Origin of the sequence: Bradyrhizobium sp. Ec3.3 (assembly GCF_000472925.1) — a bacterium.
Classification (GTDB): domain Bacteria; phylum Pseudomonadota; class Alphaproteobacteria; order Rhizobiales; family Xanthobacteraceae; genus Bradyrhizobium.
Genome location: NZ_AXAS01000017.1, coordinates 124498 through 136341 on the forward strand (window position 1 = coordinate 124498; position 11844 = coordinate 136341).

Genomic DNA, 11844 nt, shown 5'->3' on the forward strand with positions numbered 1-11844 from the left:
ATCGGAAATGGCAGGAAATGAAAGAGGAAATTGCAGGAAGAGAAGAGCGCGCTTATTGCCCTGAGGGTTAGCGAACAATCGTGCGCGACAAGAGCTGGATTGAAGCAGCGATTCCGCGCGTGGCGCTGCAAACATGTTCTCCTCGATTCATGTCGCGGCGGGCCGCAACTATCGCGGTGCAGTCGCAGGGCTTGGCGACCCCGTCACTTCAGGCCTTTGATCCAGTGCGCCCAGTCTGCGAGCCTGCTGTCCGGTGCTGACGGCAGGGCTTGGCCCTCGTGCGCCAGTGTGCGCACCTCGCGTGGCGTGAGACCGAACTGCCGCTGAAAGGCGAGGGCAAAGCTGCGGTAGTGGTTGAAACCATGCGCTTCGGCGATCGCCTCGATCGACTGTGCCTTGTGCGCCGGATGCGCCAAGGCCGTACGGATCAGGGACAGGCGCTTGCGTCTGATATAAGCGGCAACGCCACCATGGGTTTCGAAGAGATAGCCGAGATTGCGCCGTGTCATCCCAAATCGGCCGGCAATGGTTTCCGGATTGAGGCCGGGATCACGGATGTTGGCGTTGATGTACGAACCGATCTGCTCGGTCATGGCCATGCGCACGGGCCCGGCCTGTTCCTCCTGAACCGTGCCGTTGAGCGTCGCGGCGATCAGTTGCACGGTCGTGGGTATGAGCGCCTGGGCCTGATCCAGCGACATTGCAGGCAAAAGGGAGTGAAGCTCGGTGAGATGGGTCCTGAGCAGCGTCGCGAGCGGGTCCATCGACGACAGCACATGGTGGTTGTGTTCGTCCGGCGCCTTGAGGTGAGGGCCGAGCAGATTGCGCGGCAACATCAGGATGAGTGCCTGGTTGTCGCCCCCACGTCTGTCTATCGGCTGCGCCATGTCATAGACCATGATGTCGCCGACGCGAACCATCTGACCGCCGTCCCGTTGGACGTTCCAACCCTTGCGAAGAATCTGCACCATGAACAGATCCATTCCATCGCGAGCGATAGACGCGCGGGAGCGGCTCCAATCCTGGGCGGGTACGTGGACATCGCCGATCAGAACGTTGCCGACTTGCCAGGCATCCACGAGCACGTCGTAGGTCTGCGGGTAGTCCTTCGGTGTGCGCACGTCGTAGATGACGCTTGCGTGCTCCTGCCAGAGGGTGAGTGCCTGCTTTCCCGGGAGACCGCGCGTGTCGAGGATCGAGCGGGGAAGATGTTTGTCCTGGTGCTCTGCCATTTTGGTCTGTTTGACCGAAGGCGTGCGGAAAGGACAGGTCGACTCACGAATTATCGCGAAATCGGAAATGACGGGAAACGAAAGAGGAAACGGCGGGAAAAAGCACGCGAGCCCGTTCGCTTACGGACTCGAGTTCATGGCGCCATAGACATCGTCACTGTCGCGCGACTGGTCAAGGCAATCGCATATGGGAGAACATCGTCGTCCCGGGGCGCGCGAAGCGCGAGCCCGGGACCCATAACCCCAAGATTGTGTTTGGAAGATCGCTAACCCCTATCTCGCGCCACAAGTGCAGCCTGGGGTTATGGGTTCCCGCCTGCGCGGGAACGACACTGAATTTGTTGAAGCGGCTGCGGCAGAACAAGCCGAAGGCGTCATTGTTTCGCAGGCGGCTGCGGGGCGGGCGGCTTCTTCTCGATGGTCGGCGGCTTCGCTGCTGGCTGTGACGCCTCGGGCGGCGGCGCCGGTGCCACTGGACCGGACTGGCCGACCGCGACCGATATCCCGAAGAGGCGCCACTGACCATCGACCGGCGCATAGATCAGTTCGAAGTTGATCTGCGACGACACCGACGGGAAAAATCCTGCCATGCGCATCATGCCGTTCGCTTCGATCTGCGGCAGCAGCGAGAGCTGCGGATCGATCACGGCAACGCCCGAGAGGTCGAGCTTGTCGTTGCGGAGCTTGGCGAAGATCTCAGCCAGCCGTGTGGCGCTGTTGCCGGCATAGAATGCGGGCGCGCCGAGGTCACGCAGGACCGTGTAATTGCCGGTCTTGTTGCCGTGGTCCAGCGCAAGCAGCGTTCCGCGCACCAGCGTCAGAACGCCGTTGCGGTCGATGTTGGCCGGCTTCGGCGCTTGCGCGGCTTCGTGGCCGGGCCGCTGCTGCGCCTCGGCGATCACATTGCAGGAAGCCAGGAGCGCGAGCGAGGCAACGAGCAGTTCGCACAGACGGCGCGAACTGCTGCTCCTCGGCTCCGAAACGATCAGCGACCCGTCTTGTCGCCGACGCACCGCGCGCTCGATCAAGGACGTCTCACCACTGAACCGAAACCGCGCCGCGGCCACCGGCGATATTGCGCTCGAGGCCGATGCCGGCGCCGGCGTTCACGACGACGGCGTAGCTCTTGCTGTCGTAGACGAGTGCGGTCGCACCGAGGCCGAACGCGTTGCTGCCCTGGAAATTACCGTAGCCAGCGGAAAGCGCGAACTTTCGGCCGGGCTGAAGTGCCGGCATGGAGGATGCCGCCAAGGCGATGGCAGTGCCGGTCCGCGCCTCGGTCCTGTTGTCGAGGACCTGGGATTGCAGGGAGGTGATCTGCGACTGCAGCGAGGTCAGGTTTGCCGAGCTGAAGCCGGTGGTGGCAAGATTGCCGTTCGCATCTGACGTGACGATGTAGGTCGTCCCGGATTGCGCAGCGAGGCTGGCAGCGGAGGTGACGCCGGCCAGGCGATAGGTATTCGCAGCGGTGCCAATCGCGACCTGGTTGGCCGCGCTGGTCGAGGCGCCATTGCCGATCGCAGTGGAGTTGGCGAAGGTAGCGCTCGCACCCGCACCGAGCGCGGTTGCACCGACGCCTGTCGCGCTCGCTGTCGTGCCGATTGCGGTCGCATTGTCGGCGCCGGCGATGCTGCCCGCGCCGAACGCAGCGGCGCTCACGCCGCTCGCCTGGCTTGCTTGGCCGACGGCGGTTGCGCCGACGTTGGTCGCGCTCGCAGTCATGCCGACAGCGGTCGTATAGTCGGCACTGGCGACGCTGCGGGAGCCGTATGCACTGGCTTCCACGCCGTTCGTGCTGCTTGCTATGCCGGAGGCAATTGCGCCGAGGCCGGTCGCAGAGGCTCTGGCACCAACAGCGATTGAGCCGGCCGAAGCTGCGACCGCGGAAGTGCCCACGCCGATCGCGCCGGTGCCGTTGGCGGCCGTATTCTCGCCAATCGCGGTCGAGGAGACCCCACTCGCGGTGCTCCCTGCTCCCACGGCGATCGTTCCAGCGGCGGTTGCAGATGAGTTGACCCCGACGGCCGTACTCGAGGCTCCGCTAGCCGTGTTCAAAGTTCCGACAGCAGCACTGAACTGACCGCTTGCCGTGTTGGCGCTGCCAATGGCCACACTCTGTTGGCCGAGCGCCTGGTTGCCGGCGCCAACAGCCACGCTGCTCGGGCCGAAAGCGGTCTGGGAAACGCCGCAAGCCATGGCACTGGTTGCCGCGGTTGATCCGCCATTCGAGGCTGATCCGTCAACGCAAATGAACTGCGCGGAGGCCGTGCCGGGTGCGAGGAGCAGGAAGAGTCCGCCGAGGGCGGCCCCAACTGTAGGCAGGCACCCGCGCCTCAATTGCAGTAGACCAGAGCTTGCGACAGCCGCGGATGCGGCTTGGCATGTCCGTATGCGTTTCAACATTGTCGTCTCCTCATGTCCCTCAGACAGCAAGCTCGCATCATTGCCAGGGACGCATCACGCTCGTTCGCGTGCGCAGCCTGACTCGTGCTTCTTCTTTGGCGGAAGGCGTGAGGAAAAGACAGATCGAGTAACGAATTGTCGTGAAATTGGAAATGACAGGAAATGAAACACGAAATTGAGGGAAGACACGGCATCCCTGCTCACCGTAGATCTACCGGAGAATCGCGCGCTGCATGAGCGCGGCAGAAGTCAGCTATCGTGCGCGTGGCGTCGCGAACATAACCGTTCCGATTCATGTCGCTATAGGCGCGTCTTCATGCGGCCGTTCGGTCGTCAGCTCACTTCAAGTCCCTGATCCAGCTCGCCCATTCAGCGAGCCCGATGCGTCAGCTCGCGCGGTAGATTGCCGCGCGAATATCTGATGGTTTCGTGCCGTAGGCCCGGCGGAAACTCCGGTTGAAGTACGAGATGTCGCTGAAACCGCAATCGAGCGCGATGGCCCTGATCTCATGACCCGCAAATTCGGGGTTCTTCAGCATCTCCAGTGCACGTTGAAGACGGAGCGCCAGCACGAACTGCGACAAGCTTGTGCCATCACCTTCGAACAGCTTGCGCACATAGCGCGGCTTGACACCGTGGCGAGCCGCGATCGTCGTGGACGACAGGGTTCGATCGCCAAGACAGTTGCGGATGTCGGCCTTGATGGCCCGTAGGCGCGCCGCGCCATCCCAGCGCTGCCGGGGCTCGTGCGCGACGTCTGCGCCAGTGCCGATTGCAAGTCCGACAAGATCGATGATCTGTTTTGCGACGGCTTGCGCGAGCGCCGCGTCGTCGAGCGGACCGTCGTCATGCAGCATTTTCACGTAACGGATGAGGAGCTGAAGGGCGTTGTTGTCGGCAGCGATCTGACTTGGATAGGGTGAATCGAGAACCTGCACCAGCGCCGGGAGACTAGGCCCGGCCAGCACGATCGTCAGGAAACTCCAGTGGCTGTGCATCGTATTGGCGGACGGTTCGATCCCGGAGATGGCGGCCGATTGGAAGCGAGTGACGAACTCGGTGCTCGGCAAAGCCTGGAACGTCACGCTGGCACGAAACGGCTCGTCGTCGATCAGCTTGATGTCTACTCCAGCGATGCTGCGGCCGTAGATTTTGCGCCACTGGATGAGGCGCTGGTGGGGCGGGATATCTTCCGTCGAGATCGCGATGGGGGAGGAGGTCGGCTTCGTCGCAGTCATGGACGGTTGTTACGATCAATCTATGCCGGATCATTCCGATCCGATTTCAACGCCGGTCTCATGGTTCTGCCGGAGCGCGCGCAGGATGAACAGATCGTATGACCTGCCATCGCGAAATAGGAAAAATCGGGAAGTAAAATGGGAAGGGGCGGGAAAACGATGGGCCTGGGCATGCAGCCTTTCGGCCGCCAGCTCACTTCAAGTCTCTGATCCACTGCGTCCAATCCGCAAGCCTGCTGTCCGACACTGACGGCAGGGCTTGCCCCTCGTGCGCCAGGGCGCGCACCTCGCGTGGTGTGAAACCAAACTGCCGCTGGAAGGCGAGGGCAAAGCTGCGATAGTGATTGAATCCATGCGCTTCGGCGATCGCCTCGATCGACGCTCCCTTGCGCGCCGGATCGACCAGGGCCGTGCGGATCAAGGACAGGCGTTTGCGTCTGATATAAGCGGCAACGCCACCGTAGGATTCGAAGAGATAGCCGAGATTGCGCCGGGTCATGCCAAATCCGCTGGCGATGGCTTCCGGATTGAGGTTCGGATCGAGGATGTGAGCGTTGATATGCGTGCAGATCCGCTCGGTCATAGCCATGCGTACGCTGCCAGCCTGCTCTTCGCGAACCGTGCCGTTCAGCGCCGCGGCGACCAGTTGCACCGTGGCAGGCATGACTGCCTGAGCCTGATTCAGCGACATACTGGGCAGACGCGCGCGAAGGCCTATGAGATGTTCCCCGAGCAGGCTGGTCAGCGGGTTGCCTACCGCCAATTGGTGGATGCTGTGCTCGTCCGGCGCCTCGAGATGAGGCGCGAGCAGATTGCGCGGTAGGATCAGGCTGAACACCTCATTGTCGCCTCCGCGGCTGACGGATGGTTGTGCCAGGTCATAGATCATGATGTCGCCGGTGCGCGCCGTCGCCCCGCTGTCGCGCGCGCCGCTCCAACCTCTGCAAACGATCTGAAGCATGTACACGTCCGCCCCATCGCGTCCGATACACGCGCGAGAACGGCTGTAATCCTGGCCAGGCACCTGAAAATTGGCGAGCAGAACGTTGCCGAGATGCCAGGCATCCACGCGTACGTCGAAGGCTTGCGCATGTTCCTTGTGCGCGCGCAGGTCGTAGTACAGGCCTCCATGCTCCTGCCAGAGCTCAAAACCCTGCTTTCCCGGGAGACCGCGGGTGTCGAGGACCGAATGGGGGATGCTAATGTCTGTGTGCTCTGTCATGCCTGAACGAATTTCTAACCTGCCGCGAGCAGTTGGTCTCTATCCAATCGAGCAAGGTTCGTGTGGGGCAGCCGTTCGGTCGCCAACTCACTTCAAGCCTCTGATCCATTGCGTCCAGTCCGCCAGCCTGCTGTCGGGCGCTGACGGCAGCGCATGGCCCAAGTGCGCCAGTGCGCGAACCTCGCGTGGTGTGAGACCAAACTGTCGCTGAAAGGCGAGGGCAAAGCTGCGATAGTGATTAAATCCATGCGCTTCGACGATGGTTTCGATCGACGCTCCCTTGCGCGCCGGATCGGTCAGGGCCGCGCGTATCAAGGACAGGCGTTTGTGTCGGATATAAGCGGCAACGCCGCCATAGGATTCGAAGAGATAGCCGAGATTGCGCCGGGTCATGCCAAATCGGCCGGCGATGGATTCCGGATTGAGGTTCGGCTCGAGGATGTGGGCGTTGATGTGCGTGCAGATCCGCTCGGTCATGGCCATGCGTACGCTGCCAGCCTGTGCTTCGCGAACCGTGCCGTTCAGTGCTGCCGCGACCAGTTGCACGGTGGCAGGCATGGCCGCTTGAGCCTGATCCAGCGACATACTGGGCAGATTCGCGCGTAGGCTTACGAGATGCTCTCCGAGAAGGCTGGTAAGAGGGTCGCCCGCCGGCAATTGCCGCAGACTATGCTCGTCCGGTGCCTTGAGATGAGGCGCGAGCAGATTGCGCGGCAAGAGCAGGGCGAACAGCTCATTATCGCCCCCGCGGTTGGCCGATGGCTGCGCCATGTCATAAATCATGATATCGCCGGCGCGAGCCATTGCGTCGCTGTCACGCGAAGCGGTCCAGCCTTTGCGAATGATCTGCAGAATGTAGGCGTCCGTCCCATCGCGTCCGATACACGCGCGAGAACGGCTGTAATCCTGCGGAGGCAGCTGAAAATTGGCCAGCAGAGCTTTGCCAAGATGCCAAGCATCCACACGCACGTCGAAGGCTTGCGCAGAGTCCTTGTCCGCGCGCAGGTCGTAGTACAGACCCATATGCTCCTGCCAGAGCTCGAATCCCTGCTTTCCAGGCAGGCCGCGCGTGTCGAGGACCGAATGGGGGATGTCGCCGTCTGTGTGCTCTGTCATGCCTGAACGAAGTCCCAATCACCCCCGAACGATGAGTGCCTTTCCGATTGAGACCGGCAGCGCCGCCGTTGGCACGATATGGGACAAGCTGAGACGCGACAAGAAATCAGAAATTGCACGACGTGAATCAGGATATCGCGAGGACGGGAGCGTCTTCGCCGCGCAGGTTCGCCAGCCCGTCACGTCATGCTCCTGATCCAGCGCGCCCACTCCGCAAGCTTGTCGCCCGGTGTTGACGACAGGGCTTGGCGCTCGACCCCTCGCGCGCGCACCTCGCGTGGCGTGACACCAAACTGCCGCTGAAAGGCGAGAGCAAAACTGCGATAGTGATTGAATCCATGCGCTTCGGCGATCGCTTCGATCGATTGTCCCTTGTGCGCCGGATCACTCAACGCCGCACGGATCATCGACAGGCGCTTTTGCCGGATGTAGGCGGCAACGCCGCCCTGGGATTCGAAGAGATAGCCGAGGTTGCGCCGTGTCATGCCGAAGCGGGCGGCGATCGTCTCCGGATTGAGGTCGGGGGCGAGGATATGGGCGTTGATGTAGGAGCCGATCCGCTCGGACATCGCCATCCGTACGCCGCTGGCCTGTTCCTCGCGAACCCTGCCGTTGAGGGCCGCGGCGGTCAATTGCACGGTGGCGGGGAAAACCGCTTGAGCCTGGTCAAGCGACATCTCGGGCAAGCGTGCGTGAAGGCCTACGAGATGATCGCGGAGAAGCGCGGCCAGCGGGTCGCGCGATGACAATAGTTGCAGATTGTGTTCATCGGGCGCCTTGAGATGCGGGCCGAGCAGGCTGCGCGGCAGGAACAGAGTGAGCGTGTCGTTGTCGCCGCCACGCCTGTCCGATGGCTGCGCCATGTCGAAGATCAGGATGTCGCCAGCGCGGGCCATCGTTCCGCTGTCGCGCGGGCCGTTCCAGCCTTTGCGATAGAGCTGCACCATGAACAGGTCCATCCCGTCGCGTCCGATGCAGGCGCGGGAGCGGCTCCAGTCCTGGGAAGGCACCTGAAAATCGCTGAGGAGAACGTTGCCGAGCTGCCAAAAGTTCGCGCGGACGTCGAAGGCCTGCGGATATTCCTTCTGCGCGCGCAGGTCGTAGTGCCGGCTCAGGTGCTCCTGCCAGAGGGTGAATGCCTGCTTTCCCGGGAGACCACGCGTGTCGAGGCCCGAATGGGGGATGCCGCTGTGTGGGTGCTCTGCCATGTCTCGACGTTTTTCCGATCTGCCACGCGCGCAGTTGGTGCCCTTCCGACGTAACCAGGTTCGCGTGCGACAAACCTGCCGCTAGCACGATATGGGCCCAAACGAGCAGGCGACAGCAGAAAAGGAATTTTTGGGAAGAGCTGTCGGAAGTTTTGGGAAATGCGCGGTCGGGCCCACTTGACCATGTTCAGGGGCTCAGGCTCAAGACCGGCTGTTACCGGGGGCCGGAATCAGTACGGCGCCCCAGGTCCTGGGGCGCCGATGTCTTCTGTTTCGTGCTCGCTGAAGTTTACGGCAGCTTCAGCGCGGTCTCCGCGTTGTAGGGCTTGAGCAACTCGTCGGCGGCTTTCTGAGCGGCGGCGAGCGCGTCCTTCGGCTGCTTCTTGGCGTTCAGGACCAGCATCACCTCGTCCTCGAGGGTCTTGCGGACCGGCACGGTCTTGTACGTCGCGAACCAAGGTTTTGCGACTTCGAGCTGGTCGACCGCGGTCTTCGCGTCCGGATTCTTGCCGAGGAAGTCGAGCATCTCCGGCGTCTTGTAGGCGGCCATGTTCGGGGCGAAATAGCCCGTGGCGCGGCTCCACCAGCCGCTCTTCTCCGGCGAGGTCATCCATTTGATCAGCGTCCAGGCTGCCTTCTGCTTGTCGGCCTCGAGGCCCGCCGGAATGATCAACGAGGCGCCTCCGATCGGCACGGCATTGCGGACGTTGCGCGGGATGAAGGCGACCTTGTAGGGGAATTTGGCGTTGTCGCGCACGTAGGTGAGCGAGCCCGTCGAGAGCATCATCATCGAGGCGTTGCCGGAGATGAAGGCGGTGCTCACGGCCGGGCCGGGCGTTGCGCCCGGCGGATGCACCTTGTGCTTGGCGATGAGGTCGTTCCACCAGGAGAGCGCGCCGAGCATCGAGGGCGTGTCGTAATAGACCTCGCCGCCGAACTCCTCGTTGTAGTAGCGCCCGCCATTGGACATGGTGAGCGTCTCCATCATCCAGCCGCAATAGTCGTAGGCGCAGGGAATCTCGATGCCCCAGCGCGTGACCTTGTCGCCCTCGCGCTTGGTGAGCTTCTTGGCCCACTCGGTGACCTCGGCCCAGGTCTGCGGCGGCTTGTCCGGATCGAGGCCGGCTTCCTTGGCGTGCTCGGCGTTGATGTAGAGCAGCGGCGTCGAGTTGTGAAACGGCACGCCATAGACCGAGCGGTTGATCACGGCATTGCCGTGCAGCGCGGGGAAGAACTGGCCGAGAAATTGCGCCTTGGTGGTGCCGTCAGCTGCGATCAGGGAATCGAGATTGGTGAGCTCGTTCTCGATCTGCATGTCCAGGAGGAAGTTCGCCGACATGATCACGGCCGCCGGCGGCTTGCCGGCCTTGATCGCGGCGCGCGTCTTGATCAGCGTGTCGTCATAGGAACCGGTATAGACCGCGGTCGCCTTGACCTCGGGATGGGTCTCGTTGAATTCCTTGATCATTGTGCCCATGTCGCGGGCGAGCTTGCCGTCGACGGGGACGGGGAAGAACAGGTCGATCTCGGTCGGGCCTTCGGCAAAGGCCGGAAAGGCGAGGGCGCCTGCGATGGTGAGGCCGAGCGCAAGCCGGCGGGAGAGCAGCATCGAAAATCTCCTATTTGATGCCTGAGGTGACGAAAGAGCTGATGAAGCGCTTCTGGAAGATCAGGAAGGTGACGAGCAGCGGCGCGATCACGATCAAGGTGCCGGCGGCGATCGTGCCCCAGGCCTGGGTGCCTTCCGCGGTCTTGGTGAAGACGGAGAGTCCCACGGTGAGCGGCCGCTTGTCCGGCGAGTTGATCACCATCAGCGGCCACAGGAAGTCGTTCCAATGGCTGGTGACGGAGACGATGGCAAACGCCGAGAAGCTCGGCAGGGACAGCGGCACGTAGATGTGGCGGATGCGGGCGAACACGCCGGCGCCGTCGATCAGGGCTGCGTCCTCCAGCTCGGTTGGAATGGCCTCGAAGGCCTGGCGCATCAGGAAGGTACCGAAAGCCGAGGCGAAAAACGGCATCATCACGCCGGTCAGCGTGTCGTAGAGCCCGAGCTTTGCGACCAGCGTCAGGTTCGGCACGATCAGCAGCACCGGCACCAGCATGAGCTGGAGCAGGAAGAGATAGAAGATCAGCGACTTTCCGGCAAAGGAGAGCCGCGCAAAGGCGAAGCCCGCCAGCGTCACCGTCACGAACTGCACCAGCAGGATGCCGGTGCAGATGATCGTGGTGTTGAGGAAGTAGCGCGGGAAGTCGCCGATGTCCCAGGCGTCTTTGATATTGTCGAGCGTGGGTTTCAGGCTCGGCATCAGCTCGGCCATCGCGTTGATGCCGTCCGAGGGCGGTCGCAGCGTCGCCACTACCATCCAGAGGAACGGGATCAGCCAGACCAGCGCGAGCAGCACCACGAGGACGAAGCCGAGCTTCGGCGTGATCTCGTCGCGGGTCGCGAGCGGGGCGTCCTTGAACAGTTTCATGGCCCGCCCTCGCGGTTGGCAAGCGTACGGAAGGACAGCGCGGTCAGTCCCATCAGCACGCCGAGCGAGAGCAGTGTCGCCGCCGACGCCTTGCCGACATCGTAATGCTCGACCGCCTGCTCGTAGATGTAGAACAGCACGAGATTGGTTGCGTTCGACGGCCCGCCCTGGGTCAAGACGAAGACGTGGTCGACCTGTGTCACCGCGTTGAGGCCGGCGATCACGGTGACGAACAGAAAGGTGGGCTTAAGCTCCGGCAGGATGATGTAACGCAGGCGCTGCCACGGGCCGGCGCCGTCGAGATAGGAGGCTTCCATCGCGTCCTCCGGCACGGCCTGGAGGCCGGCGAGGAAGAACAGCATGTAGTAGCCGGCGTTCTTCCAGATCGTGATCACCATGATCGCGACGAGTGCGATGTCGGGATCGCCGAGCCAGTTGGGCAGTACCGGAAGCAGGCGGCCGATATAGTGGTCGAGCAGCCCGACGTTGGGCAGGAAGATGAACAGGAACAGCGCCGATGCCGCGACCATCGGGATCAGCACCGGCAGGAACAGCGCGGCGCGCAGCGCGCTGGTCACCGCATTGGTGCGCGACAGCGCCAGCGCAAAGAGGAAGGCGAGCGCCATGCTCGGCACCACGGTGCCGACTGCGTAGAGGAGATTGTTGATAACAGCGCCTGTGAACGCGGGGTCGGCGAGCACGGCCACCAGATTGTCCAGCCCGACGAAGCGGCTTGGCGCCCGCGGCGTGGCGCGCTGGTAGAGCGCATCGACGATCACCCGTCCCACCGCGCCATAGGTGAAGGCCGCGAGGAAGATGAGCGACGGCAACAGCAGGAGGTAAGCCGGAAGCGAGGCTTTGAAGCCGGCGATAAACCTTTGGAGGACGTTGAGGCGCGGTGGCCCTGATCTGGTGACGGCGAGAGGTGCTGGTTCGGCCAGGCTCATC

At 62.8% G+C, this 11844-nt stretch carries 10 protein-coding genes; all 10 read right to left on the reverse strand.

The window, feature by feature from the left end; all coding sequences use genetic code 11:
* Positions 1-203: 203 nt before the first annotated feature.
* The 10 genes from YUU_RS0119320 to YUU_RS0119365 all read right to left on the reverse strand — a co-directional run bounded on the left by YUU_RS0119320 (position 204) and on the right by YUU_RS0119365 (position 11843).
* Entirely contained in the window at positions 204-1232 is a 1029-nt protein-coding gene (locus tag YUU_RS0119320) for a helix-turn-helix domain-containing protein (RefSeq protein WP_027523887.1), read from the reverse strand.
* Between the two features lie 374 nt (positions 1233-1606).
* Positions 1607-2149, reverse strand: a complete 543-nt coding sequence (locus YUU_RS51140; protein WP_245288049.1) for a hypothetical protein — start codon at positions 2147-2149, stop codon at positions 1607-1609.
* A 118-nt stretch (positions 2150-2267) separates the two neighbouring features.
* A complete protein-coding gene (locus YUU_RS51145; RefSeq protein ID WP_084801482.1) occupies positions 2268-3635 on the reverse strand; it encodes a hypothetical protein in 1368 nt (455 codons plus the stop codon).
* Positions 3636-4021: 386 nt separating this feature from the next.
* The gene (locus tag YUU_RS55125; protein ID WP_051389793.1) at positions 4022-4873 is read right to left on the reverse strand and encodes an AraC family transcriptional regulator; all 852 of its coding nucleotides are present in this window, start codon (positions 4871-4873) and stop codon (positions 4022-4024) included.
* Positions 4874-5066: 193 nt separating this feature from the next.
* Complete coding sequence (locus tag YUU_RS0119340; protein ID WP_035662753.1) at positions 5067-6095, reverse strand: helix-turn-helix domain-containing protein; 1029 nt, start codon at positions 6093-6095, stop codon at positions 5067-5069.
* A gap of 87 nt (positions 6096-6182) precedes the next feature.
* A complete protein-coding gene (locus YUU_RS51155) occupies positions 6183-7211 on the reverse strand; it encodes a helix-turn-helix domain-containing protein (protein WP_051389794.1) in 1029 nt (342 codons plus the stop codon).
* Between the two features lie 179 nt (positions 7212-7390).
* Complete coding sequence (locus YUU_RS51160) at positions 7391-8419, reverse strand: helix-turn-helix domain-containing protein (protein WP_051389795.1); 1029 nt, start codon at positions 8417-8419, stop codon at positions 7391-7393.
* A gap of 289 nt (positions 8420-8708) precedes the next feature.
* Complete coding sequence (locus YUU_RS0119355; protein WP_027523889.1) at positions 8709-10028, reverse strand: ABC transporter substrate-binding protein; 1320 nt, start codon at positions 10026-10028, stop codon at positions 8709-8711.
* Between the two features lie 10 nt (positions 10029-10038).
* The gene (locus YUU_RS0119360) at positions 10039-10896 is read right to left on the reverse strand and encodes a carbohydrate ABC transporter permease (protein WP_027523890.1); all 858 of its coding nucleotides are present in this window, start codon (positions 10894-10896) and stop codon (positions 10039-10041) included.
* Positions 10893-11843 carry a carbohydrate ABC transporter permease gene (locus tag YUU_RS0119365; RefSeq protein WP_027523891.1) on the reverse strand — a complete coding sequence of 317 codons (951 nt, stop codon included), beginning with the start codon at positions 11841-11843 and terminating at the stop codon, positions 10893-10895. The genes YUU_RS0119360 and YUU_RS0119365 overlap by 4 nt, the downstream gene beginning before the upstream one ends.
* Position 11844: the final 1 nt, after the last annotated feature.

What these genes read in the sequence shown, in the direction of transcription:
- YUU_RS0119320 (WP_027523887.1), bottom strand. Translation starts at nt 1,232, where the DNA reads ATGGCAGAGCACCAGGACAAACATCTTCCCCGCTCGATCCTCGACACG.
- YUU_RS51145 (WP_084801482.1), bottom strand. Translation starts at nt 3,635, where the DNA reads ATGTTGAAACGCATACGGACATGCCAAGCCGCATCCGCGGCTGTCGCA.
- YUU_RS55125 (WP_051389793.1), bottom strand. Translation starts at nt 4,873, where the DNA reads ATGACTGCGACGAAGCCGACCTCCTCCCCCATCGCGATCTCGACGGAA.
- YUU_RS0119340 (WP_035662753.1), bottom strand. Translation starts at nt 6,095, where the DNA reads ATGACAGAGCACACAGACATTAGCATCCCCCATTCGGTCCTCGACACC.
- YUU_RS51155 (WP_051389794.1), bottom strand. Translation starts at nt 7,211, where the DNA reads ATGACAGAGCACACAGACGGCGACATCCCCCATTCGGTCCTCGACACG.
- YUU_RS51160 (WP_051389795.1), bottom strand. Translation starts at nt 8,419, where the DNA reads ATGGCAGAGCACCCACACAGCGGCATCCCCCATTCGGGCCTCGACACG.
- YUU_RS0119355 (WP_027523889.1), bottom strand. Translation starts at nt 10,028, where the DNA reads ATGCTGCTCTCCCGCCGGCTTGCGCTCGGCCTCACCATCGCAGGCGCC.
- YUU_RS0119360 (WP_027523890.1), bottom strand. Translation starts at nt 10,896, where the DNA reads ATGAAACTGTTCAAGGACGCCCCGCTCGCGACCCGCGACGAGATCACG.
- YUU_RS0119365 (WP_027523891.1), bottom strand. Translation starts at nt 11,843, where the DNA reads ATGAGCCTGGCCGAACCAGCACCTCTCGCCGTCACCAGATCAGGGCCA.